This is a genomic window from Pseudomonas sp. 9.1(2019), assembly GCF_009910445.1.
Taxonomy (GTDB): Bacteria; Pseudomonadota; Gammaproteobacteria; order Pseudomonadales; family Pseudomonadaceae; genus Aquipseudomonas; species Aquipseudomonas paraversuta.
Genome location: NZ_VBWF01000010.1, coordinates 792126 through 815584 on the forward strand (window position 1 = coordinate 792126; position 23459 = coordinate 815584).

Sequence of the window (23459 nt, forward strand, 5' to 3'; positions counted from 1 at the left end):
AAGTCGAGGGCGCGAGCATAGCAAATCTGCCCCTGTTCTGTGGCAGCCGGCTTGCCGGTGCTGCTTCAGACAAACCCGGGCGCCTGCATCGCTGGCAAGCCAGCTCCCACAACTGCACACAAGCCCTTGGCCAATGCACCAATATGCCCATGTGGGAGCCGGCTTGCCGGCGATGCTTCAGACAAACCCGGGCGCCCGCATCGCTGGCAAGCCAGCTCCCACAAGTGCACACAAGCCCTGGGCCAATGCGCCAATATGCCCATGTGGGAGCCGGCTTGCCGGCGATGCTTCAGACATACCCGGGCGCCTGCATCGCTGGCAAGCCAGCTCCCACAAGTGCACACAAACCATGGGCCAATACGCCAATATGCCCATGTGGGAGCCGGCTTGCCGGCGATGCTTCAGACAAACCCGGGCGACTGCATCGCTGGCAAGCCAGCTCCCACAACTGCACACAAGCCATGGGCCAATACGCCCCGTGGGAGCCGGCTTGCCGGCGATGGCTGCCCCGGCTGCATGCTATCCCTGCCAGCCTCCGCCCAGCGCGGCGTATACGTCCACCAATGACAACGACACCTGGGCCGTGCTCTCGACCAGCGCGGCCTGGTTGGCCAGCAATGCATTTTGTACGGTCAATACGTTCAGAAAATCCACCGTGCCCTGGGCGTACTGTTGATGAACACTGTCCAGTGCATGCTGACTATGCTCCACCGCCTGTGTGAGGCTGTCGCGCCGGCGCTGACCGGCCTGATAGGCAACCATCGCGTCGTCCACTTCGTGCCAGGCCCGCAACACGGTTTTGCGATAGGCAATGGCCGCTTCTTGCTGGCGTCCTTCCTGCAATTGCAACGCCCCTTGCAAACGTCCGCCCTCGAACAGCGGTACGCTCAAGCCCGGTCCAAAGGCAAAACTGCGCGAACCCCAACTGCCCAGATCCGACAGTTGCAGCGCCTGAAACCCGAGGCTGCCGGACAAGGTGATACGCGGATAAAAATCCGCCCGGGCCATCCCGATCGAGGCTGTAGCCCCATGCAGACGGGCCTCGGCACGGCGGATATCAGGACGCCGCTGCGCCAGTTCACTGGGCAGACCGACCGGTACATCAGCCCCAAAGGCCGGAACCGCCTGGGGTTCGCTCAGTTGCTGTGCCATCGCCCGTGGCTCTCGGGCCAGCAGCAGGCTGAGGGCGTTGATCAACTGCGCGCTGTGCTGTTGCAAAGGCGCCGTTCGCGCTTCGATTTCTGCCACCTGGGCCGCCGCTTCGGACACTTCCAGGTCGGTGGCCACCCCCTCTTTTACCTGCAAACGGGTCAACTCCAGGCTGCGCCGGGCAATCTGCAGGTTCTGCTGCACCACTGCCAGTGCCTGCTGGGTGGCTCGCAACTGGATATAGTGCTGTGCGGTCTGCACGATCACCAGTAACTGCACGCCATGGCGGTCTTCTTCGGCCATCTGCACAGAAGCATCGGCCGCTTCCACAGAGCGTTTGACCCGGCCCCACAAGTCGGCTTCCCAACTGAGCCCCAACCCGCCATTCCACAGGTTGAACGCCTGTTTGCCACTGTGGCCCGAGGGGTCGTTCAAACCCTGCTGACTGTTGCGGCTACGGCTGTAAGCCAGGGACCCGTCAACCGCAGGCAGGCTGTCAGCCGCGATTTGCCGGCGAATGGCCCGGCTCTGCTCAAGCCGGCTGGCAGCCAGTTGCACATCGAAGTTGCTCTGCTGTGCTTCTTGCACCAGGGCCGATAATTGCGCATCGCCAAAACTGTCCCACCAGCGCGGGTCTACCGCCGACTCGACAGTGCGGCTATGACCCTGCTCACTTGCCACCGGAGCCCAACGCTCAGCCAGTTGCGGCACGGGGGCCTGAAAATCCGGCCCCAGTGCACAACCACTCAAAGCCAGCGCGCTGTAACAGGCCACAGCGCAGACCAGAAAACCAGGCTTCATCGCACACTGACCTGTTCATTGGCAGTGGCTGTGGTGTCGATGGACGCATCCACCGACATTCCCAGACGCAGCCGCCCGGCTGACAACTGTCCCTGGTCCAGAGTGACTTTCACCGCAATGCGCTGCGCCACCTTGGTGAAGTTGCCCGTGGCGTTGTCCGGGGCAATGGCCGAAAACGTTACCCCTGTGGCCGGCGCAATACTGTCGACGACACCGAGCAGGGTTTCGCCGGGAAAGCTGTCGACCTTGATCGTGACCCGTTGCCCCGGGCTGACGTGGGTCAGTTGGCGCTCCAGAAAGTTGGCGACCACATACGCCTGGGCCAATGGCACCACCGCCAGCACTGAGTCACCCGGTTTTACATAGGCACCCAGGCGCACGCTGCGCCGGCCCACTACGCCATCGAAGGGCGCCACCAGGCGGGTGTGGGACAAGTCCAGCTCGGCCCGGGCCTGCAAGGCTTCGGCATGCTGTACCGAAGCCCGGGCAGCAGTGGTTTGCGCCACCAGCACCCGGGTTTGCTGGCGGGCAGCCTCCAGCGCAGCACGGTGTTGAGCCAGTTCGGCACGGGCGATCTGTGAGCGGTTTTTTGCCTGCTGCGAGTTTTGCAGCGTGCCCGCGCCCTGCCCGGCCAGATGTTCATAGCGCTGCAATTCATGCCGGGCAAACTCAACCTGGGCCAGATCAGCGTCAACCGTGGCACTGGCCTGCTCGATCAGCGAACGCTGACGCTCGAGCATGGCCAGCGCGTTGGCCAGTTGTGCCTGGGCCGTCGCCACGTTGGCCCGGGTTGCTTGCAGGTTGGTCTGGTAGTCCTGGGGATCAATGCGTACCAGCAACTGACCTGCCTTGACCGGCTGGTTGTCTTGCACCAGCACCTCATCGATAAAGCCTGCGACTTTTGGCGCGATCAAGGTGTAATCGGCACTGACAAAGGCATCATTGGTGCTTTGTACTGTGCTGGTGGCAAAGATCAGTTGCCATAGCCCGTACAGCACGACTATCGCCACCAGGCCCGCACTGCCCAGTACCCAGGGCTTGCGCCCGATTGTTGTGGTCATTTCACGGCTCCAACAGCTGTGCCCGGCGGATAGATCCGCGTCGGGCCAAAAGGAATTAATACAATTAACAACAGCGCCAGACCGGCCATGTACAGATAGAGGTCTGAAGAGGTCAGGACCACCGCCTGCTGGTGTATCCGGTGTGCCAGATCTGTACTGCCAGCCACCAGCGGCGAGTTACCCAGGCGATCGATCAGCATCGTCGAGTGGAAGTGCTCGCGGTTGAGTGTCAACACCCCAAGAAGGCTGCCCGCGGCCGTTGCCGAAAAGCCTTTGACGGTATTGAACCAGGCCGAGGCAAACGGCCCGTCGGCCGGGTTCAGGCCACCGGTGGCCAACATCAACAAAGGAATCACTGCCATCGGCTGGGCGATGATTTGAATCGCCTGCAACGGGTAGAAGTTCTCCCGGCTCCACGCCGCCGTCACTTGTGAACCGATGCCACAGGCCAGTGCCAGCAACCCGAGACCTATGGCCAGAACCCAGCGGCAATCGACCCGGCGCAGGTTGCACAGGGCAACCACCAGCGGCAGCGCAAGCAATTGCGGCAGCGCCACCAGCAACATCACCGGAGCGGTTTCCAGCGGGCGATAGCCCTGGATCTGGGCCAGATAGCTGGAGGGAATCTTGATCACTGCCAGCAACACAAACAGCACCCCGCCCAGGGTCAGCAAGGCGTGGGCCAGATTGCGGATTTTCAGCAATTGCAACTTGAAGAACGGCAGTGGATGAAACCATTCGTTGATAAAGAACAGCACCAGCAGCGTGCCGCCGCCGAAGATGAAAAACCGGATCATCGGCGACTCCAACCAGTTCAGGCGCTGGCCCAGTTCCAGCGCCAGAACCAGCATGATCAGGCCCGGCAACCCCAGGAGCAGGCCGCGCCAGTCAAACTGTTTGAAGCGCTCAAGGCGCAGCGGGTCCTGCGGCAGACCCCAGGCCACACAGCCCATTGCCAGCAGGCTTAGCGGCACAATCTGCCAGAACGCCCATTGCCAGCCGGCATATTCCACCCACCATGCGGACAGCGGCGTACCGAAGCTGGGGCCGAAGGTTGCGGTCAGCGCATAGCTGCCCAGGCCGTATAGGCGAATGCCCGGGGGTAAAAACCGTAGCGCCACCGACATCAGCATGGGCGGCAACGCGCCACCGGCAAACCCCTGCAAAGTGCGCAGCACCATCAGTACATCAACGTTAGGGGCAAACGGACAGAGGATGCCCAGCAGCAAAAAGGCACCTATGGCACACAGGGTGAAACGGCGCAGGGAGAATGTCGCAGCACACCAGGGTGCGAACGCCATGGCGCTGATCGACGTGGCGCTGTACACCGCCAGCAACCAGGTGCCCTCGTCATAGCCAATGCCCATGGCGCCACGGATATCGGGCATTGCCACCTTGGTCACGTTCTCGTTGAACCCCGAGACCAGCACCGCCAGCAATACCCCTACCAGCCCGGTAAAAATCCGCAGGCCAAAAGCAGCATTGGCTGGGGGGGATTTGGCTGACATCGCGGCGATCGTGGAACCGGCGGTCAGCGAGGTCATGCCCCGCCCTCCGGCGCCAAATGACGCCCACGTTTAAAACGCCAATACATGGCTGACTCCGTCTTTTAGATGACGAAAAGTTTAACCAGCAGGCAATGCTATAAAAATTGATAAATAGCTAACTATGGAGTGCGTCGTACGCAATCCACAGCCAGATCGAGAGCAAGCGTGTGCCTGAAGCGAGGATCTCTCAGGCCACGGCGTTATCGCAGAACGTCTTGAGGGTGCGGCGCAGCCAGCGGTGGGCATGGTCGTTGTCCAGACGCGGGTGCCAGGCTTGAAAGATTTCAACCGGTTGCAGGGGGATCGGCAATTCAAAAGGACGCAGTTTCAAGCCCATTGGGGCCAGGGTTTTGAGCAAGACCTGGGGCATCAGCGGCAAGATCAAATCCGCGCCGGCCAGGGCAAAAATCGCCGAGTAAAAAGTGGGCGTGGTAAAGGACACCCGGCGCTCCAGCCCCTGCTCGGCCAGCACCGTATCAATCGGCCCGCGAGCCCGGCCCCGGCGCGAAACACTGATGTGGTCAAAGGCGATAAAGCGTTGCGCGGTGATGGGCTGATCGAAGATCGGATGACCTTCCCGCGCCAGCCCCACAAAGGGGCAGGTAAACAGCCGCTGGACCTTGATGTCTGAACTGAATTTGTTGGTGGCACAGATGGCCAGGTCAATGCGCCCTTCGCTCAAGGCTTCATCATCGGTGAAGCCTTCAGGTACTACCCGCAGCGACGCCTTGGGCATCTCCAGGGCCATTTGCTGACGCAAGGCACCCCCGTACACACCGAAAAACACGTCATTGGCGCGAATGCTGAAGGTGCGCTCCAGCAGGCGCAGATCACTGTCCTGGCTCTGGGTGAAGACACCGTGGGCCAACTCCACCACGCCCCGCACCTGCTCGCGCAATTCCAGTGCCCGGGGGGTGGGCACCAGGCCACGTCCCGAACGCACCAGAATCGGGTCGTTCAAGGCATCGCGAATGCGGGTCAAGGTGCGGCTCATGGCCGGAGCACTCAGGTTCATGCGCCGGGCGGCGCCCACTACCGAGCCCTCTTCGAGCAAGACATTCAGGGCAACCAGCAGATTCAAGTCAGGTATTTGCATGGGGCCAAAGGGTAGCGTTTAACGCGCCGGATCGCTAGACGGGCAATTCTGCATTGTTGCATGACAGGTAAAACTGTATCGCCACTTGTTAGGTAGCTAACTAAGTTAAAGATTGATACATTGTTTCCCGTCAGGCCGAGGCCTGACGCTCTCTTTGGTTGAGATTTTTGGCCATTACCGGATCCCCATGATGGTAATGGCCTTTTTTATTTCTTGAGCCACGCCACAACGCTTCCCCCGCTCCCCCCCCTCTTTATCGCGCCATGGCAACCCCGTTGCCGGTGGTGGCCAGACTGTTCCTGAACTACGCTCCGTGCGCATTCCATTACAGGGTTTGGGGGCTTTATGCAGCTAGGCAATAAAATTTCGAAACTGGAGCGGCTGCTCTGTAAATACAGCCGCTGGATTCATGCCGCGCGAATCAGCCTCGCCTTTCTGACCACCTTCGTTGCCATCCGCTATTTCAAACTCGACGGCGCGTCTTACGCCCTGATCACCATGCTGATCGTGATGGGGCCCCAACCTTACTGGGGCAATGTGTCTTCCCGTGCCGTACAGCGCACCTTCGGCACCGTCATTGGTGCGCTGTCCGGGCTGGCGGGGCTGTATATGGAGCTCTACTCGTTTCCCGCGATGCTGGCGTGGAGCGCGGTCACGATGTTTATCGCCGGTTACCTGACCCTGGGTAAACACCCCTATATGGCCCTGTTGATCGGCGCCACCCTGGCGGTGGTCAGTTGCGCACCGCCCAACGACATGGAGTCGGCAATCACCCGCAGTCTTTATGTACTGGCAGGTTCGGTACTGGCCATGCTCTTCACCAGTATTTATCCGCAACGGGCGTATACCGACATGCGAATCAAATTCAGCGAAAGCCTGGGCAAACTCAGCGAGTTGTATGAAGCGTACTTCTCCCCGCTGGTGCTGGAGCGGCCCAATCTGGATGACAAGTTGAAAGACGAGCTGGACACAGTGGTCAAGCTACGCAATTACGTGTCGGCGGCCAGCAACGAAAGCAATTTGAAGCCCGAAGTTTTCAACTCCATGCAGACCCTGCACCGCAATTTGTTCACCACCATGAGCCTGATGATTGATGCCTACTGGGCGTCCCATGAAGGGCATAAGCTGATTGAGAGCGAGCCCGCCCTGCGCGATCTTAATCGTTTGATCCCGCAGGCCCTCGAGTCGCTGCAGGACAAGCTGTGCAACGGTGTTTCGGATAACCAGATCAGCGGTGAACTGCGCCAGAAGGCCAACGACTTGAAAGAGCTGGTGCTCAAGTGCATCGATGGCAAGGTCAACGAAACCCAGTTTTATGCCTTTGTCTGGCTGAGTCTGCAAATGCTCCGGCAACTGACCGATCTCAACGACCAGCTGCATGCTGCGCTTTACCAAAAAGGCCATCGGCATCTGTTGCTGAAAAATCCCCTTCAAGCCCATAAATAGCGCCAGGCACTCTGGGTGCGCAATCGTCTATCTGGAGGCTAACAGGCGATCGGCCCGCTATTTTTCAGCAACCCATCACTCATTTAAATGACATATCGCACTAAAGATTAATAATTCTTCACTCAAAACAATGGGTTATCGGGTACCAAAGACACTTCAAATCTCGCCAATACCTTCGTAACCCTCTGTTTTTTAAATAGTTATAAGAAGTCAACCAGACTTCTATCAATATCTGCCCCCCCTCCTCCAGCTTCTGGCCAGTCGGAAATTATGGTCTAGGCTCTGTTCGCGCCCGTCTGACAAGGATTTGAACGGTTGAGCTCCATGAAAACAAATCTCGCATTCGCCACCCCGCCACACCTTTTACCCACCTTCGCAAGCGTTCAACGTGCGCAGCGTTTTTGCCTGCACCTCTGCCCGACCGGCACTCCAGAACTTAAATTTTTTACCGCACTGTAGATAGGAGGGCTTATGCAGCTCACCCCGAGAGAAATCGACAAACTGATGATTTACACCTTGTCGGACGTGGCATTGCGACGCAAGGCTCGTGGCTTGAAGTTGAACTATCCGGAAGCAGTTTCGATTATCACCGTGACCGCACTGGAAGGCGCACGGGACGGAAAGTCGGTTGAAGACGTAATGAATGAAGCCAGCAAGGTGTTGACCAAAGACGATGTCATGGAAGGCGTCAGTGACCTAATTCCCAACGTTCAGGTTGAAGCGATTTTCACCGATGGCAGCCGCCTGGTTACGGTCCACGACCCGATCAAGTAAAGGCGCCCGCGACATCCGGCTAACGCAAGACAGACCCGTTTTGAGGAATCAGTCATGAGCAGCAAAAAACCCGCGACTCCCGCCAGTGCAGCAAGCCCGCACCAGGATACCCATCCGGATCACAAGATCCCCCATGCCAAAAACCCTGGCGGTGTGCATCAGGGTAATGAACAGGACGTGCCGCTAGGTGGCTGCATCTACGCCAGCAGCCCGATCGTGTTCAACGAAGATCGCCCGGTAACCAAGGTCAAGGTGCGTAACACCGGTGACCGGCCGATTCAGATCGGCTCGCACTTTCATTTTTTCGAAGTTAACCGTGCACTTGAATTCGATCGCGCAGAGGCCTTTGGCAAACGGTTGAATATTTCCTCAACCACTGCGATCCGCTTCGAGCCGGGTGACGAGATTGAAGTGTCGCTGGTGCCTTACGGTGGCAAGCAAACCCTGTACGGCTTCAACAACCTGGTGGATGGCTGGGCGCCGGACAAACTGACCAGCAACCATGAACGCCCGGAAAAACTGCAAGCGATCCAGCGCGCGCGCGATCACGGCTTCAAGTTTTCCAAGCCCGCCAAGTAATCAACGCATTCCCATACTTTGCACTCGCGCCGTTGAGTTATTGACGCCCGTGCGGCATTAGAAAGGAGCCACCGATGCCTACCATTTCACGCAAAGAATACGCCGGCCTGTTCGGCCCGACCACGGGCGACAAGATCCGCCTGGGTGATACCAACCTGTTTGTCGAAATTGAAAAGGATTTACGCGGTTACGGCGACGAGTCCGTATACGGCGGCGGTAAATCCCTGCGTGACGGCATGGGCGCCGACAACACCCTGACCCGCGATAACGGCGTACTGGACCTGGTGATCACCAACGTCACCATCATCGACCCGATCCAGGGCGTGATCAAAGCCGACGTCGGCATCCGCGACGGCAAGATTGCCGGGATTGGTAAAAGCGGTAACCCGGGCACCATGAACGGCGTAACCCCGGGCCTGGTGGTGGGTGTGAGCACCGACGCCATCTCCGGCGAACACCTGATTCTGACCGCTGCCGGGATCGACACCCACGTTCACCTGATCTCGCCTCAACAGGCTTATCACGCGCTGTCCAACGGTGTGACCACCTTCTTTGGCGGCGGCATCGGCCCGACTGACGGCACCAATGGCACCACAGTGACCCCGGGTCCCTGGAACATCCGCCAGATGCTGCGCTCGCTCGAAGGCTTGCCGATCAACGTCGGCATGCTGGGCAAAGGCAACTCCTATGGTCGCGACCCGCTGGTCGAACAAGTGATCGCCGGGGTTGCCGGGTTCAAGGTTCACGAGGACTGGGGCGCAACTTCAAACGCCCTGCGTCACGCGCTGCGTACTGCCGATGAACTGGACGTCCAGGTCTCGGTGCACACCGACAGCCTCAACGAATGCGGTTACGTCGAAGACACCATCGACGCTTTCGAAGGTCGCACCATTCACACCTTCCACACCGAAGGTGCGGGTGGCGGTCACGCCCCGGACATCATCAAGGTCGCCAGCCAGACCAACGTGCTGCCGAGCTCCACCAACCCGACCCTGCCCTATGGCATCAACAGCCAGGCCGAGTTGTTCGACATGATCATGGTCTGTCACAACCTCAACCCGAACGTGCCGGCCGACGTGTCGTTTGCCGAAAGCCGGGTGCGTCCGGAAACCATCGCCGCCGAAAACGTGCTGCAGGACATGGGCGTGATTTCGATGTTTTCCAGCGATTCCCAGGCCATGGGCCGGGTCGGTGAAAACTGGTTGCGGGTGATGCAGACCGCCCACGCGATGAAAGCCTCCCGCGGCAAGCTGCCGGAAGACAGCGCCGACAACGACAACTTCCGGGTGCTGCGTTACGTGGCCAAAATCACCATCAACCCGGCTCTCGCCCAGGGCATCAGCCACGTGCTGGGCTCGGTGGAAGTCGGCAAAATGGCCGACCTGGTGCTGTGGGACCCGCGCTTCTTCGGGGCCAAACCGAAGCTGGTGATCAAGGGTGGCATGATCAACTGGGCCGCCATGGGCGATCCGAACGCCTCGCTGCCAACCCCGCAGCCTGTGTACTACCGCCCGATGTTTGGCGCCCAGGGCAAAACCCTGCAAGACACCTGCGTGACCTTTGTCTCCCAGGCAGCAGTGGATGACGGCGTCAAGGAAAAAGCCGGGCTGGAGCGTCAGGTGATGGCGGTGCGCGGTTGCCGGACCGTCTCCAAAAGGGATCTGGTGCGCAACGATAAAACCCCGCATATCGAGGTCGATCCGGAAACCTTCGCCGTGAAGGTCGATGGCGTGCACGCCACGTGCAAACCCATAGATACGGCCGCGATGAACCAGCGTTATTTCTTTGGCTGAGACTGTGGGAGCCGGCCCGGCGATGCAGACCACGCAGTTGCGTCTGTGTCGCCAGGCCCGGCACCCGCAGGGTGTGGTCCGTAACAATCAAGGAAGGAGTTTGCAACGTGATTTTGATTGAACACATTCTGGGCAATGCCAAGAAAGACCCGGTCTGGAAACAGAAACTGGAAGGCGCCAACGTCGACCTGCTGGTGCTTGACCAGCGTGAAGCGCAAAAAAGCCGCTGCCGGCGCACCAGTATCGGCGGGCTCGATCTGGGGATTTCGCTGGAACGCAACGTAGTGTTGTCCGATGGCGATGTACTGATGTGGGATGAACCATCGCGCACCGCCGTGGTGGTGCAGTTGAACCTGCGCGACGTGATGGTGATTGACCTCAAGGAGCTGAAAAAACAGCCCCTGGACGTACTGATCAAAACCAGCTTCGAGCTGGGCCACGCCCTGGGTAACCAGCACTGGAAAGCGGTGACCAAGAACAACGAGGTGTACATCCCGCTCACGGTCGAAACCAAAATGATGGATTCGGTGATGCGCACCCACGGCTTCCAGCATCTGCCGTACGCCTTTATTGGCGGCGCCGAGATCCTGCCCAAGCTCACCACCTCCGAAGCACGCCTGCTGTTTGGCGGCGCCGAAGAAACCGACACCCACGTTCACGTCGCCAGCCCGCAAGACAAGCTCGATGCTGCCGCCCTCAAGATCCAGGGCCTGCACAGCCATGGCGACGGTATCAGCCACAGTCACGGGCATGACCAAGGCCACTCGCACCACGATCACGACCATAAGCATTAAATCCGGCAAGAAGGCGCCTAGATGAACGCATCTGATCTAATTCGCATCATGCAGTTTGGCGATTCCGTATTGCCAGTGGGTGCCTTTTCGTTCTCGAACGGCGTTGAATCCGCCATTCAGAAAGGCATCGTCCACGATGTCGCGACCCTCAAAGGCTTTGTCCTCACCGCCCTCAAACAAGCGGCCAGCTGTGATGGCATGGGCGTGGTCGCCGCCCACCGCGCGGCCAGCAATGATGATCGTGACGGAATTTTGCGCGCCGACTGGGCCGTGAATAACCGCAAGCTCAACGAAGAAAGCCGGTTGATGGCCACGCGCATGGGCAAAAAACTGGCAGAAATGTCGATCCATGTCGTCGAGAAACCGCTGGTGCGCTGGTGGCTGGAGCAGATCAAGGCCGGTAATGCAGCGGGCACCTACCCCGTCACCCAGGCGGTAGTGATGTCGACCCAGGGCATTGGCGCCCGCGAGGTGGTGGTGATGCACCAGTACGGTGTGGCCATGACCATTCTCAGCGCCGCTATGCGCTTGATGCGGGTCACGCACCTGGACACCCAGCACATCCTGTTCGAACTCAACCACGACATTGAAGCGTTCTGCGACATCGCCGAAATCGGTGATATCGAGCAAATGTCGTCCTATGTGCCGATTGTCGACGTGCTGGCTGCCGTCCACGTCAAAGCCCACGTGCGGCTATTTATGAACTGATGCTGCAAGCGAATCCGGATCAACAGCGCTGACCTGTGTCGACGCTGAATCAGCTTCAATTTTTGTTAAGGAATTTATCGTGAAAAAGATTACTCGCATTGGTATTGGCGGCCCGGTCGGCTCTGGTAAAACCGCGATCATCGAAGTGATCACTCCGATCCTGATCAACCGTGGCTACAAGCCGCTGATCATCACCAACGACATCGTGACCACCGAAGACGCCAAACAGGTCAAGCGCACGCTCAAAGGCATCCTCGACGAAGACAAGATTCTGGGGGTCGAAACCGGTGCCTGCCCGCATACCGCAGTGCGTGAAGATCCGAGCATGAACATTGCCGCAGTCGAGGAAATGGAAGAGAAGTTTCCGGACAGCGACCTGATCATGATCGAAAGCGGTGGCGACAACCTGACCCTGACCTTCAGCCCGGCCCTGGCCGACTTCTACATCTACGTGATTGACGTGGCCGAAGGCGAAAAAATCCCCCGCAAGAACGGCCCGGGACTGGTGCAGGCGGACATTCTGATCATCAACAAAATCGACCTGGCACCCTACGTCGGCGCCAGCCTCGATGTGATGGAAAGCGACACCAAGGTGGTGCGTGGCAACCGCCCTTATATCCTCACCAACTGCAAGACCGGCCAGGGCATCGAAGAGCTGGTGGACATGATCGAACACATGTTCCTGTTCGCCCAGAAACCGGCGGCCAAGAGTGAGGTCACTGCATGACAGCCCAATGCCAGATCGTGAACAACCCTTCAAGGCTTCGCGCTCACTCATTGGGTAATGATGCGCCGGAGCTTGCGCAGTATCAGGACGAGCCGCCGCAAATGAGCAGCGGCGCCGTCGGCAAAAGTGGTTACTTGCGCCTTGGTTTTGAAAAACGCGGCAACCGCAGCGTGCTGGCGGACATGGAGCGGCGGGTTCCGTCGCTGGTGCAGCGGGCACTGTATTGGGACGAAATAATGCCCGAACTGCCCTGCGTGACCATGATTTCGACCTCGGGCTGCATCCTGCAGGGCGATCGCCTGGCCACTGATGTCAATGTCGGGGTGGGTGCCTGCGGGCACGTCACCACCCAGTCGGCGACCAAAGTGCACTCGATGAACGCCAACTACGCCTCGCAAATCCAGAATTTTCGGGTTGAAGAAGATGGCTACCTGGAGTTCATGCCCGACCCCTTGATCCCCCATCGCAATGCGCGGTTTATCACCGAAACCAGAATCAGTATCCACCCTACGGCTACGGCGATTTACTGCGAAATCCTGATGTCGGGACGCAAGTATCACCATGTCGACGAGCGTTTCGGCTTTGACGTGTATTCCTCACGGGTCACGGCCGAAAACCTTGAAGGCAAGGAACTGTTTGTCGAGAAGTACATTCTGCAACCGAAAGAGGAAAGCCTGGACGCCATCGGCGTCATGCAAACCTTCGATGTGTTCGGCAACGTCGTGTTGCTGACCCCCAAGGAGCATCACGACCGGATAGTCGAGCGCGTCCCTGCGATCTTCGACATGGAGGCAGGAATTGCCAGCGGTGTCACCCGCTTGCCAAACAACTGCGGGCTGATTTTCAAAGTGCTGGGCAATGACAGCGGTGAAGTCAAAGCGCAGGTGCGCGAGTTCTGGAAAGTCGCCCGTGAAGAGATTCTGGGCCTGACGTTGCAACCGCAATTTTTGTGGCGATAGGAAATACCAAATGGATCCTGTGGGGGCCGGCTTGCCCGCGATAAAGGCAAAGCGGTTTGACTGACACTGCGCAGTGATGCTTTCGCTGGCAAGCCGGCTCCCCTTGCGATGGATCTGGCCAAGTGCACAATCGGGAGAGTCAATATGGATGCTGCATCAGCCCCTACGTCCAAGTGGTCACAGCTGACCCAAGGTAACGTCTTTCTGGAGTTCATAGACGTTACCCTGCGCGGTTGTGCCCAGGTCATGTTCCAGAACAATCCGCTGACCGGACTGCTGTTTTTTGCCGCGATTTTTGTCGGTGCCTATGGTGAGGGCAACCCCGCGGTGGCCTATGGCGCGGTACTGGGTACTGTGGTTGCCACCCTCACCGGCTTGAACCTCAAGGACCGTAAATCCTGGAAAGCCGGTTTGTATGGCTATAACGGCTGCCTGGTGGGGGCAGCCTTGCCAACATTTCTGGAGGTCACACCGGCGCTCTGGCTGTGCATCATCCTCGGCAGCATGGTCTCGGTGATCGTCATGATTTGCATCGCCGACATTCTCAAGACGTGGAAAGTCGCCGCTCTTACCGCCCCTTTCGTGCTGGTGACCTGGATCATGTTACTGGCCAGCTATGCCTTTGGCGGCCTGAACAGCAGCGCCTTGCCGGTACCCAACCTGCCCCATGAGCTGGTCGCGGTGAACAGCAGCCTGTTCGACGGCATCCATTTGGTCGATGGCACCTTCTACGGCATTTCCGAAGTGTTCCTGTTCAGCAGTGTCATTGGCAGCGTGCTGCTGCTGGCGGGGCTGGCGGTGTCCTCGGTATGGGCCGCAGTGTTTGGATTGTGCGGTTCGCTGCTGGCGATTCTGGTGGCCACGGTGCTGCAGGCCGAACACACCAGCGTCAATAACGGGATGTATGCATTCAGTGCCGTACTGACGGCCATCGCCCTGGGTTCGACCTTCAACAAGCCCAGCCGGCGCGTGCTGATCTATACCCTGATCGGGGTGATTTTCACTGTATTTGTACAGGGCGCCTTGAATACGCTACTGGCACCCGTTGGCATCCCGACCCTGACCATGCCGTTTGTTCTGGCGTCATGGCTATTCCTGGTCCCGAACAAGGATGTGATGCCGCATCACCGTCAATAACGCCCGACTTTTACAGGGAATTTTTCAATGACAGCTATCGCCCGGTTAGCGCCCGCTTTCGAGTCGTCCAGCACGACGCGGCGCGCCATCTATTTATTGATTGGCCTGATCGCTGCCAACCTGCTTGCCTGGGCCTGGGCTTTTATCGAGTTCGGCGCCAACCCGGTATTGATGGGCACCGCGTTACTGGCTTACAGCTTCGGCCTGCGGCATGCCGTGGATGCAGACCACATTGCCGCCATCGACAACGTCACCCGCAAGCTGATGCAACAAGGCAAAAAACCCATTGCCGTGGGTACCTGGTTCTCCCTGGGACACTCCACCATCGTGGTGCTGGCATCCTTCGCCATTGCAGCCACAGCCATGGCATTCAAGGACGACATGGCCTGGTTCCATGAAACCGGCGGCCTGATTGGCACCCTGGTTTCTTCCGCCTTCCTGCTGCTGTTTGGCCTGCTCAACCTGGTGATCCTGCTGTCGGTGTACAAGAAGTTCAAACAGGTCAAGGCCGGCCAGCAACTGGCCCCCGAAGAACTCGACCTGCTGGTCGCCAACAAGGGTGGATTGATGGCGCGGATCTTTGGCCGGCTGTTCAATCTGGTGGATAAAAGCTGGCACATGTACCCGGTTGGTTTTTTGTTCGGCCTGGGCTTCGACACTGCCACCGAGATCGGCCTGCTGGGTATCAGTGCCACCAGCGCCTCACACGGCATCAGCCTGTGGTCGATCATGGTGTTCCCGGTGCTGTTTGCGGTGGGCATGGCCCTGATCGATTCACTGGACAACTTCGTGATGATCGGCGCCTACGGCTGGGCCTTCTCCAAACCGGTGCGCAAGCTTTACTACAACATCACCATCACCGCCGCTTCGGTGGTGGTGGCCCTGTTTATCGGCGGGATCGAAGCATTGGGCCTGATCGCCGACAAGCTTGAATTAACCGGCGGGATCTGGACCCCGATCAATGCCATCAACGAAAACTTCGGCCAAATTGGCTACTGGATCATCGGCATGTTTGTGCTGTGCTGGCTGATCTCGGGCCTTAACTACTATCTGCGCGGTTACGACCAACTGGGAGCCAATACCTGATGAAATTTGTCACAGTGCGGGCCTGCTGCGGGCAGCCTGCGAAACCTGGCCTAAAATCCATCCACCTCTCAACAGACGCGTCGTAGGTACTATGACTTTATTACAGGACGTAAAAAATCGGCTTTCCTTTGCCTACGGGGTCGCCTTGCTGGTGGCCATCAATGGCTTTCTCTTGTTCTTGCCGGTGCTGCAACGGGGGGTTGCGCACTCCAATGAGGCTGGTGGCTCATTTGACACCTGGAAGGAGGCGCTAAGCTTTTTGGCCTTGCTGGAAATACCCGGGTTCGTGGTGGGCTTTGTTCTGGTGCTGATGTCACTGGGGCTGCTGATCAAGTCCCGCATCAGTTGGTTCTTCGCCCTGTTGCTGCTGGTGGCTACGGTTTGCGTTGATTTTTTCATTCTGAAAAAGCCCGACGGCATCACCTTCTTCTCGATCTTCACCATTGCGGTACTGGCCTTTTATTGGCGCCGGTTTGACCACTACAGCCTGGCCACCGGCAGCTTCTTTGCAGTGGTCAGCATCGCCTCGCTGATTGTCTACAGCACCCTGGGCACGCTTTACCTGGGCGAAGAGTTCGCACCGGCGGTGACAGATCTGCCGTCGGCGTTTTACTTCGCCATTGTGGTGATGTCCACCGTAGGCTTTGGCGACATAGTGCCGCACACCACCGATGCGCGTTTTTTCACCCTGACGGTGATCATTCTGGGCATCACCATCTTCGCGATCTCGGTGGCGTCCATTGCCGGCCCGCTGATCAGCAACAACATCCAACGAATCGTTAAAGGCAGGATTACCCATATGGCCCGTAAAAATCACTACATCCTTGTCGGCGTCGGCTCATTGGCCCAGAACATTTACAAGGGCCTGAGCGATCGTGGTGAGCATGTCACCGTTGTGTGCGCCACCGGCAGCCAGCACGAGCTACCGGAAAAGGCCGACATCATTGAAGGTGATCCATCGTCGGTAGCCACCCTCAAACTGGCCGGGGCTGCGGATGCCAAGTACATCGTGACCCTGTGCGACAGTGACGCCGAAAACGTCTTCACCATTCTGGCGGCCAAGGAAATAGCCGGTGACGACACCCAGATCATCGCGCTGGTCAATGAAACGCGGAACATGCCCAAGGTCAAACGCGTCAACCCGACCATGGTGCTGTCGTTGCCGCTGCTGGGCAGTGAGTTGCTGGTACGCACCCTTGAGGGGGATGAAATCAACAAGGACCTGATCACCGAAATGTTCTTTGGCAAACGTACTTCCCTGGCCTGACCCGGGCTGCAACTGCAGGAGCGAGCTTTTCAGGATCAAAAGATCGCGAACAAGCCCGCTCCTGCAGGGTCAGGGCTTTAATCTGTCGCTGGCAATGGTTTAACCCTGGCTCCGGCGAACAGGCCCAGTTCAACCGCGGCAAAACCTACCACCAGGCTGGCCACCAGATAGCAGATGGATAGCAGCACCCCGCCCGGATCTTTCATCATCTCCACCGCACCGAATACAAAACTGGAAAAAGTAGAAAGCCCGCCCATGATCCCGGTGCCGATCATTACGTGTACGTATTGATTGATCCGGTTGCTCTTGAACAGCGAAGTGGCGACACCCAACAGGAATGCCGCGACGATATTGGCGACAAAAATATCCATGGGAAAACCGTCGGCCAGGCGGGGTATCGACAGCATTACAAACTCGCGGCACATGGCACCGAATGCCCCACCGACGAAAATCAGAATAATCAGATTCAGCATATTCCCTGCTCCTTGTCAGCGCGCCAGCCAGGCGCCAAATGCGGCAGCGGCCAGACCCACCAGTACCGAAATGATCAGATAGCCGCCAGCCAGTGCACGGTCCCTGGCGTTGGCCAGTTTGGAGGCGTCCAGTTGCATGCTGCTGAACGTGGTATAGCCACCGAGAATGCCGGTGAGCACGGCAGCATTCATTACATCGCCATAACGGTCGCGCCAGTCCACGGCAAACAGAATGCTCAGGTAGCCGATAACAAAGGCACCGCTGACGTTGATCAGAAACGTGCCCAACGGAAATTTGCCTTTATAGAACTGCCCGACCCGCAGCCCGATCCACCAGCGCAGCAGCGAGCCCAGGCCACCTCCCAGCCCCACCCAAAAAACGTCCAGCGCAGTCATGTAGATCCCTCTCGTGTCTGTTGGTTTGGGGGGAACTCTAGTTCATAAGGTCAGTTGTCGCTGACGAGTCACGAAGCTGCGATGGACTGCGCAGCAGACCTTGACGCGACTACGTAACTGCAGGGCGCGAAGAAAAGGAGTAACCTGCCGTCCGGCTTTAATTCCCGCCCCATGGAACCCCTATGTTTCCCAACGCTGAACGCTACAACCACTCCACCGAATACGCCAACAAGCTGGTGGACCGCATTGGCCAGACTCCGGCCTGGATCGCCCAGCGCATCGGCGTGACGGAAAAGCGCATGCGCTACATCCTTGCCGGTTCGCGCACCATCAAGGGTGATACCACCGAGATCATCATGAGTTACGCCGAACAGTTTTGCCTGGAGTGCCTGGCCGCCGAAGCCAAGGCCGCCAAAGACCGCGCCAAGTCCAAGGCAACCCCGGCCAGCGACGCTTAAAACAAGCCCAGCTGCCCGCCCACCAGTGCGCTGAAATCATCGTCGACAAACGCCAGAATCGCGTCCGCCACCGGTTGTAGCTGGCGCGTCAGGTAGTGATCGTAATCCAGCCCGGCCGTGCGGTTCTCCAACGGCTGGGGGCCGGCCAGGGTGATCACGTAGCTGATGGTGCCGCCGTTCTGGTATTGCCGGGGGCGCCCCTGCCGGTCGTTGTACTCGTCCGCCAGCCGCGCGGCCCGCACATGGGGCGGCACGTTGCGCTCGTAGTCACTCAGCTGCCGGCGCAAGCGCTTGCGGTAGATCAGCAGCTCGTCATGCTCCCCGGCCAGGGTACTGCGCACAAAGTCACGCACGTAGTCCTGATACGGCTGGCGATTAAAGATGCGCAGGTACAACGCCTGCTGAAACTGCTGGGCCAGCGGCGACCAGTCACTGCGTACGGTTTCAAGCCCTTTGTAGACCATCTCCCGGCGCCCGTCCGCGTGCGCAACCAGCCCCGCATAGCGTTTTTTACTGCCCTCTTCGGCCCCGCGAATGGTCGGCATCAAAAATCGGCTGTAGTGGGTTTCGAACTGCAACTCCAGCGCACTGCTGAGCCCGTACTCGTCACGCACATGGGCCTGCCACCATTGGTTGACGTGCTGCACCAGTTCGCGTCCGATACGGGCCGCATCGGCCTCACTGTGCTCACTGCGCAGCCAGACGAAGGTGGAATCGGTATCGCCATAAATCACGCTGTAGCCCTGGGCTTCGATCAAAGCCCGGGTCTTGAGCATGATTTCGTGCCCGCGCAAGGTAATGGACGACGCCAGCCGGGTGTCGAAGAAGCGGCAGCCGCTGGAGCCCAGCACCCCGTAGAACGCATTCATGATGATTTTGAGGGCCTGGGACAAGGGGGCGTTCTTCTCCCGCTTGGCGACCTCGCGACCATTGGCTACCCGCTCGATAATGGCCGGCAAACAGTGCCGGGTCCGGGAAAACCTTGCCCCGCGAAAGCCCGGCACCGAGGTCTCGTTACCGGGTTCACGCAACCCTTCCACCAGCCCCAGCGGGTCAATCAGGAAGGTGCGGATAATCGACGGGTACAGACTTTTGTAATCCAGCACCAGCACCGATTCGTACAGGCCCGGCCGGGACTCCATCACAAAGCCACCGGGGCTGGCCTGGGGCGGGTTGTCTCCGACATTGGGGGCAACGAAACCCTGTCGGTGCATCAGCGGCATGTACAAATGATAAAACGCCGCCACCGAGCCGCCGCTGCGATCCGCCTCCAGCCCCGTCACCGAGGCCCGCTCCAGTAAAAAGGTCAGCAGCTGGGTTTTCTCGAAAATCCGCGTCACCAGCTCGCAGTCCTTGAGGTTGTAACGCGCCAGCGCGGGCTTGTCCTCGGCGAACATGCGGTTGATTTCGTCCATGCGCTGGTACGGCGTACTGATGTCCTTGCCTTCACCCAGCAGGGTCTGGGCAACGTTTTCCAGGCTGAAGGACGGGAACGACCAGGTCGCCGAGCGCAACGACTCAATGCCATCAATAATCAGCCGGCCCGCGGCACTGGCGAAGAAGTGGTTGTTGCGGGTGCCGTGCTCGCGCCACTGCATCTCGCTGGCGCCGCGGCCCAACAGCAAGGGAATACCCAGACGCCGGGCATGCTCGTGCAACACCCGCATGTCGAACTGGACCACGTTCCAGCCAATGATCGCGTCAGGGTCGTGCAGGGCCATCCACTGGTTCAAACGTTGCAGCAACTCGCCACGGGTGGCGCAGAACTCCAGGTCGAAATCCACCGCCGCATCGGCCTCGGTGGCCTTGCCCAGCATATACACCTGACGCTGGCCGCAGCCCTGCAGCGCAATCGAGTACAGATCGCCATGGGCACTGGTTTCGATGTCCAGGGACACCAGTTGCAAATGCGGCCGGTAGTCGGGATGGGGCTTCATTCGGGTATTGCGCAGCGGCCCGTCAGCCGCACAGGTGCCGCCGAAGCTCACCGGTGCGGTGATAAAGCGCTCCATCAAAAAGCGCTCCGGGGGGCGGATATCGGCCTCGAACACCTCGACCCCGGCACGCCGCAGGCGCTGGGCACTGTCGATCAGGCGGGCGTGCTGCTGGCAGTAAATACCGAGCACCGGGCGTGATTGAAAATCCTGTAGCGCCAGTTCACGAAACTCAATGCCGGGCTCATCCTGCAGCAACGCCTGCGCCTCAGAACGCTGGGCTGCCGGGATAAACATGACTGCAGTCTGATAAGGCAGGCGCACGTGCTGCGGCCCGTCATCGGTGGCCAGCCAGAATTCGACCTCAATGCCCGACGGCGTGTCGTGCCAATGCCGGGTGAGGACAAAGCCCTGTCTCAGGTCCATCCGTTACAGCCGGGTTACAGACATGTCGCCAGCATCGCCATACGGCGCATGGCTGCGCTGTCGTCCGGCTGTTTGGCGTAATAACTGACTGCCGTGCCCGTGCCCTGCGGCACCAGATCGGCAAAGGAACTGGCGTCACGGGTGTAAACCGTGAGTTCGCCGGACTTGCCGGAGTTGATATAAGCGCTGGCATCCACCCCGAACACCCCTTCGTCCTGCCACGAGAACTTGATGCACTCAGCCACCAGCGGGGTCGGTTTGGCCGAAGCCAGTACCCGGGTCGGGCTTTTGCTGCGGGCATCATTCATTGCAGGTGAAACGCAGCCGGCCAGCATCGCCACGCCCAAGGCACCGATCAGTAATCGCATTGCAAATCCCCTCGAAAAGTTGAGCACGATAACACGCTGCCTGACTGGCTTAGCGCCCGGATCCATACCCTGGCAAAAAGCGCTCATCACAGCGTCATCCGCTCCAGGCTGTTGCTCAGGTGCAGCAGCATGGCCGCACGCGCCGCATCAGGGTCCTGGCGGCGGATGGCGCGCAGGATGGCTTCATGCTCAAGCACGGCCATTTGCCCCAACTGCTGTAAATCGGCATCACCGCGCTCGTCAGCATTGATCCGGGTCCGTGGTATGACCGTACGGCCAAGCTGACAGATGATGTCGGTGAAGTAGGTATTGCCGGTGGCCTGGGCAATCAGCTTGTGAAAGCGCAGGTCGTGCTCGACGCTACCATCGTTATTGGCCAGGGCGTTCTGATAGTCATCCAGCGCCTGACGCATCTGCAGCAATTGTTCTTCTGTGCGCCGCCCCGCAGCCAGGGCCGCGGCCTGCGTCTCCAGCCCCATGCGCAACTCAAGAATGCTGCGCACGCTGGCGGCGGTGGCACTGGTCAGGTGTATGCCCTGGGGCTCTTCGCGTTCAAGAACAAAGGTACCAATCCCGTGCCGGGTCTCAACGAAGCCCGATGCCTGCAATCGGGAAATCGCTTCGCGTACTACCGTACGGCTCACCCCCTGCTCGCGGACGATGACCGACTCGGAGGGCAGCTTGTGCCCCGGAGCCAGTTGCCCCAACAGAATCTGCCGGGTCAGTTCGGCCACGATGTCGTGGGCCAGACCCGGCGTGCGCTTGCGTATCGGTTGGTCTTGCATGGCTATTCCCTTCACCTGAGGCGGCTTAATACTATCACCTGGTTCGAGCCTGAGAGGCCTCAACTCGTATGACAACCTTGTTAAAACTCAACAAAACTTTAAAAACCCCCGATCCACTCCGCTCTCCCCAACTTCACACCGTCGCTAAAACCCTGCCTAACCCCCTGTAAATACACTTAAAAGTATTACAAACAGGCCATTTATAACTTATTGGTTTGTTTCCGGGCATTGCGAGGCGAAAACTCAACTCGTATGATGTCCGTCAACCGGTCGGCCAAGCCACCGGTCAGCCACACCCGCATAAAAATAATCAGTGGGGTCAGATTTGTGAACATTTCCAGCAACGTGTCTGCTGCGCCCGCCAACGATCCTGTTCTGGCGCGCGCGATCCAGAAAGTGAAGAGGCATGTACTGCCGCTCTTCGTCATCATGTTCATCGTCAACTACATAGACCGCGTCAACATCGGCTTTGTACGCTCACATATGGAGCATGACCTGGGCATTGGTGCCGCCGCCTACGGCTTTGGCGCCGGGCTGTTTTTCATTGGCTATGCACTGTTCGAAGTGCCCTCCAACATGCTGCTGCAAAAAGTCGGGGCCCGCATCTGGCTGACCCGGATCATGTTCACCTGGGGCATCACCGCCACCCTGATGGCCTTTATCCAGAACGAAACCCACTTCTATATCCTGCGTTTTTTGCTGGGCGTCGCCGAAGCCGGTTTCTTCCCGGGGGTTATCTACTATTTCACCCGCTGGTTGCCTGGCGCCGAGCGCGGCAAGGCGATTGCGATCTTCCTCAGCGGTTCCGCGCTGGCATCCCTGATTTCCGGTCCGCTCAGCGGCCTGCTCCTGCAAATTACCGGCATGGGCCTGCATGGCTGGCAGTGGATGTACATCATTGAAGGCATGGCCTCGGTGCTGCTGTGCTTCTTTGTCTGGTTCTGGCTGGACTCCAAACCCCATGACGCCAAATGGCTCAGCCGCCAGGAACAGGATGCGCTGGTCAACGAAATTGACCGCGAACAACGCGAGCGGGATGCCGTCAACACCGTCAAGCCAACCCTGGGCAAACTGCTCAAGGACCGCCAGATCATGTTGTTCTGTGCCATCTACTTCTGCATCCAGCTGACCATTTACGCGGCCACGTTCTGGCTGCCGAGCATCATCAAAAAAATGGGCGACCTGAGCGATATCCAGGTGGGCTTTTTCAACTCCATCCCGTGGCTGATCTCGATCATTGCCATGTATGCATTCGCGGCCCTGGCCAGCCGGTTCAAGTACCAGCAGGCCTGGATTGCAGCTGCCTTGCTGATTGCCGCGCTGGGCATGTTCCTTTCGACCACCGGCGGTCCGATCTTCGCGTTCATTGCCATCTGCTTTGCGGCCATCGGCTTCAAATCGGCGTCGTCGCTGTTCTGGCCGATCCCCCAGGGTTATCTGGATGCGCGCATCGCGGCAGCGGTGATTGCACTGATCAACTCCATCGGCAACCTCGGCGGCTTCGTTGCGCCCACCACCTTCGGCTTCCTGGAACAAACCACAGGTTCGATTCAGGGCGGGCTTTACGGCCTGGCCGGTACCTCGATCATTGCGGCCATCATCGTGTTCTTTGCCAAGACCAAACCCAAGCCCGCGGCTGTGATGCCTGCAGCTCTGCAACCCGCCTAGGCCCCTGACTCTTTTTAAGGAACACGA

At 58.9% G+C, this 23459-nt stretch carries 22 protein-coding genes; 13 read left to right on the top strand and 9 right to left on the bottom strand.

Annotation, left to right across the window (positions count from 1 at the left end; translation table 11 throughout):
• Positions 1-519: 519 nt before the first annotated feature.
• The 4 genes from FEZ21_RS16765 to FEZ21_RS16780 form a co-directional block, all read right to left on the bottom strand.
• Positions 520-1950, bottom strand: a complete 1431-nt coding sequence (locus tag FEZ21_RS16765; RefSeq protein ID WP_160627899.1) for an efflux transporter outer membrane subunit — start codon at positions 1948-1950, stop codon at positions 520-522.
• On the bottom strand, positions 1947-3011 hold the full coding sequence (locus FEZ21_RS16770; RefSeq protein ID WP_003444959.1) for an HlyD family secretion protein: 1065 nt from the start codon (positions 3009-3011) through the stop codon (positions 1947-1949). Before FEZ21_RS16770 ends, FEZ21_RS16765 begins: the two co-directional genes overlap by 4 nt.
• A complete protein-coding gene (locus tag FEZ21_RS16775; protein WP_003444960.1) occupies positions 3008-4555 on the bottom strand; it encodes an MFS transporter in 1548 nt (515 codons plus the stop codon). The genes FEZ21_RS16770 and FEZ21_RS16775 overlap by 4 nt, the downstream gene beginning before the upstream one ends.
• A gap of 190 nt (positions 4556-4745) precedes the next feature.
• Complete coding sequence (locus FEZ21_RS16780) at positions 4746-5654, bottom strand: LysR family transcriptional regulator (RefSeq protein WP_037001729.1); 909 nt, start codon at positions 5652-5654, stop codon at positions 4746-4748.
• Positions 5655-5999: 345 nt separating this feature from the next.
• On the opposite strand from FEZ21_RS16780, the gene FEZ21_RS16785 reads away from it, so the two are divergent.
• From FEZ21_RS16785 to kch, 11 genes are all read left to right on the top strand, one after another.
• The gene (locus FEZ21_RS16785) at positions 6000-7100 is read left to right on the top strand and encodes an FUSC family protein (protein ID WP_003444962.1); all 1101 of its coding nucleotides are present in this window, start codon (positions 6000-6002) and stop codon (positions 7098-7100) included.
• A gap of 471 nt (positions 7101-7571) precedes the next feature.
• The gene (locus FEZ21_RS16790; RefSeq protein WP_003444963.1) at positions 7572-7874 is read left to right on the top strand and encodes an urease subunit gamma; all 303 of its coding nucleotides are present in this window, start codon (positions 7572-7574) and stop codon (positions 7872-7874) included.
• Positions 7875-7928: 54 nt separating this feature from the next.
• Positions 7929-8453 (top strand): urease subunit beta, encoded by a 525-nt coding sequence (gene ureB / locus FEZ21_RS16795; RefSeq protein WP_010657202.1) that lies wholly within the window; start codon positions 7929-7931, stop codon positions 8451-8453.
• Positions 8454-8527: 74 nt separating this feature from the next.
• Positions 8528-10246, top strand: coding sequence for an urease subunit alpha (locus FEZ21_RS16800; protein WP_003444965.1), 1719 nt, complete (start codon positions 8528-8530; stop codon positions 10244-10246).
• A 107-nt stretch (positions 10247-10353) separates the two neighbouring features.
• Positions 10354-11040 (top strand): urease accessory protein UreE, encoded by a 687-nt coding sequence (gene ureE, locus FEZ21_RS16805; RefSeq protein ID WP_160627902.1) that lies wholly within the window; start codon positions 10354-10356, stop codon positions 11038-11040.
• A gap of 21 nt (positions 11041-11061) precedes the next feature.
• Positions 11062-11748, top strand: coding sequence for an urease accessory protein UreF (locus FEZ21_RS16810; protein WP_003444968.1), 687 nt, complete (start codon positions 11062-11064; stop codon positions 11746-11748).
• Positions 11749-11827: 79 nt separating this feature from the next.
• Positions 11828-12475 (top strand): urease accessory protein UreG, encoded by a 648-nt coding sequence (gene ureG / locus FEZ21_RS16815; protein WP_003444969.1) that lies wholly within the window; start codon positions 11828-11830, stop codon positions 12473-12475.
• Positions 12472-13434 carry an urease accessory protein UreD gene (locus tag FEZ21_RS16820; protein WP_029612920.1) on the top strand — a complete coding sequence of 321 codons (963 nt, stop codon included), beginning with the start codon at positions 12472-12474 and terminating at the stop codon, positions 13432-13434. The genes ureG and FEZ21_RS16820 overlap by 4 nt, the downstream gene beginning before the upstream one ends.
• A gap of 144 nt (positions 13435-13578) precedes the next feature.
• Positions 13579-14571, top strand: a complete 993-nt coding sequence (gene yut, locus FEZ21_RS16825; protein ID WP_160627904.1) for an urea transporter — start codon at positions 13579-13581, stop codon at positions 14569-14571.
• A gap of 27 nt (positions 14572-14598) precedes the next feature.
• A complete protein-coding gene (locus tag FEZ21_RS16830; protein WP_160627906.1) occupies positions 14599-15657 on the top strand; it encodes a HoxN/HupN/NixA family nickel/cobalt transporter in 1059 nt (352 codons plus the stop codon).
• A gap of 91 nt (positions 15658-15748) precedes the next feature.
• A complete protein-coding gene (gene kch / locus FEZ21_RS16835) occupies positions 15749-16924 on the top strand; it encodes a voltage-gated potassium channel protein (protein ID WP_003444973.1) in 1176 nt (391 codons plus the stop codon).
• Between the two features lie 77 nt (positions 16925-17001).
• On the opposite strand, the gene crcB is transcribed toward kch, so the two are convergent.
• Positions 17002-17397 carry a fluoride efflux transporter CrcB gene (gene crcB, locus FEZ21_RS16840; protein WP_003444974.1) on the bottom strand — a complete coding sequence of 132 codons (396 nt, stop codon included), beginning with the start codon at positions 17395-17397 and terminating at the stop codon, positions 17002-17004.
• 15 nt (positions 17398-17412) lie between these two features.
• A complete protein-coding gene (locus tag FEZ21_RS16845; RefSeq protein ID WP_003444975.1) occupies positions 17413-17793 on the bottom strand; it encodes a CrcB family protein in 381 nt (126 codons plus the stop codon).
• A gap of 182 nt (positions 17794-17975) precedes the next feature.
• Here FEZ21_RS16845 and FEZ21_RS16850 point away from each other — a divergent pair, with 182 nt between their 5' ends.
• Positions 17976-18251: a hypothetical protein gene (locus FEZ21_RS16850; protein ID WP_003444976.1), complete on the top strand. Its 276-nt coding sequence runs from the start codon at positions 17976-17978 to the stop codon at positions 18249-18251.
• Here FEZ21_RS16850 and FEZ21_RS16855 read toward each other — a convergent pair.
• The 3 genes from FEZ21_RS16855 to FEZ21_RS16865 form a co-directional block, all read right to left on the bottom strand.
• A complete protein-coding gene (locus FEZ21_RS16855; RefSeq protein WP_160627908.1) occupies positions 18248-20611 on the bottom strand; it encodes a DNA polymerase II in 2364 nt (787 codons plus the stop codon). The genes FEZ21_RS16850 and FEZ21_RS16855 overlap by 4 nt on opposite strands.
• 14 nt (positions 20612-20625) lie before the next feature.
• Entirely contained in the window at positions 20626-20979 is a 354-nt protein-coding gene (locus tag FEZ21_RS16860) for a hypothetical protein (protein ID WP_003444978.1), read from the bottom strand.
• An 86-nt stretch (positions 20980-21065) separates the two neighbouring features.
• A complete protein-coding gene (locus tag FEZ21_RS16865; protein WP_003444979.1) occupies positions 21066-21764 on the bottom strand; it encodes a FadR/GntR family transcriptional regulator in 699 nt (232 codons plus the stop codon).
• Between the two features lie 327 nt (positions 21765-22091).
• On the opposite strand from FEZ21_RS16865, the gene FEZ21_RS16870 reads away from it, so the two are divergent.
• On the top strand, positions 22092-23432 hold the full coding sequence (locus FEZ21_RS16870) for an MFS transporter (RefSeq protein WP_029612923.1): 1341 nt from the start codon (positions 22092-22094) through the stop codon (positions 23430-23432).
• Positions 23433-23459 lie beyond the last annotated feature (27 nt).

Excerpts from the sequence above, each read along its gene's own strand:
- FEZ21_RS16800 (WP_003444965.1), top strand. The coding sequence starts at position 8,528 with ATGCCTACCATTTCACGCAAAGAATACGCCGGCCTGTTCGGCCCGACC.
- FEZ21_RS16830 (WP_160627906.1), top strand. The coding sequence starts at position 14,599 with ATGACAGCTATCGCCCGGTTAGCGCCCGCTTTCGAGTCGTCCAGCACG.
- FEZ21_RS16765 (WP_160627899.1), bottom strand. The coding sequence starts at position 1,950 with ATGAAGCCTGGTTTTCTGGTCTGCGCTGTGGCCTGTTACAGCGCGCTG.
- FEZ21_RS16860 (WP_003444978.1), bottom strand. The coding sequence starts at position 20,979 with ATGCGATTACTGATCGGTGCCTTGGGCGTGGCGATGCTGGCCGGCTGC.
- crcB (WP_003444974.1), bottom strand. The coding sequence starts at position 17,397 with ATGCTGAATCTGATTATTCTGATTTTCGTCGGTGGGGCATTCGGTGCC.
- FEZ21_RS16770 (WP_003444959.1), bottom strand. The coding sequence starts at position 3,011 with ATGACCACAACAATCGGGCGCAAGCCCTGGGTACTGGGCAGTGCGGGC.
- ureB (WP_010657202.1), top strand. The coding sequence starts at position 7,929 with ATGAGCAGCAAAAAACCCGCGACTCCCGCCAGTGCAGCAAGCCCGCAC.
- FEZ21_RS16850 (WP_003444976.1), top strand. The coding sequence starts at position 17,976 with ATGTTTCCCAACGCTGAACGCTACAACCACTCCACCGAATACGCCAAC.
- kch (WP_003444973.1), top strand. The coding sequence starts at position 15,749 with ATGACTTTATTACAGGACGTAAAAAATCGGCTTTCCTTTGCCTACGGG.
- FEZ21_RS16785 (WP_003444962.1), top strand. The coding sequence starts at position 6,000 with ATGCAGCTAGGCAATAAAATTTCGAAACTGGAGCGGCTGCTCTGTAAA.
- FEZ21_RS16855 (WP_160627908.1), bottom strand. The coding sequence starts at position 20,611 with ATGGACCTGAGACAGGGCTTTGTCCTCACCCGGCATTGGCACGACACG.
- FEZ21_RS16775 (WP_003444960.1), bottom strand. The coding sequence starts at position 4,555 with ATGACCTCGCTGACCGCCGGTTCCACGATCGCCGCGATGTCAGCCAAA.
- FEZ21_RS16865 (WP_003444979.1), bottom strand. The coding sequence starts at position 21,764 with ATGCAAGACCAACCGATACGCAAGCGCACGCCGGGTCTGGCCCACGAC.
- FEZ21_RS16790 (WP_003444963.1), top strand. The coding sequence starts at position 7,572 with ATGCAGCTCACCCCGAGAGAAATCGACAAACTGATGATTTACACCTTG.
- FEZ21_RS16820 (WP_029612920.1), top strand. The coding sequence starts at position 12,472 with ATGACAGCCCAATGCCAGATCGTGAACAACCCTTCAAGGCTTCGCGCT.
- FEZ21_RS16780 (WP_037001729.1), bottom strand. The coding sequence starts at position 5,654 with ATGCAAATACCTGACTTGAATCTGCTGGTTGCCCTGAATGTCTTGCTC.
- FEZ21_RS16845 (WP_003444975.1), bottom strand. The coding sequence starts at position 17,793 with ATGACTGCGCTGGACGTTTTTTGGGTGGGGCTGGGAGGTGGCCTGGGC.
- FEZ21_RS16810 (WP_003444968.1), top strand. The coding sequence starts at position 11,062 with ATGAACGCATCTGATCTAATTCGCATCATGCAGTTTGGCGATTCCGTA.
- yut (WP_160627904.1), top strand. The coding sequence starts at position 13,579 with ATGGATGCTGCATCAGCCCCTACGTCCAAGTGGTCACAGCTGACCCAA.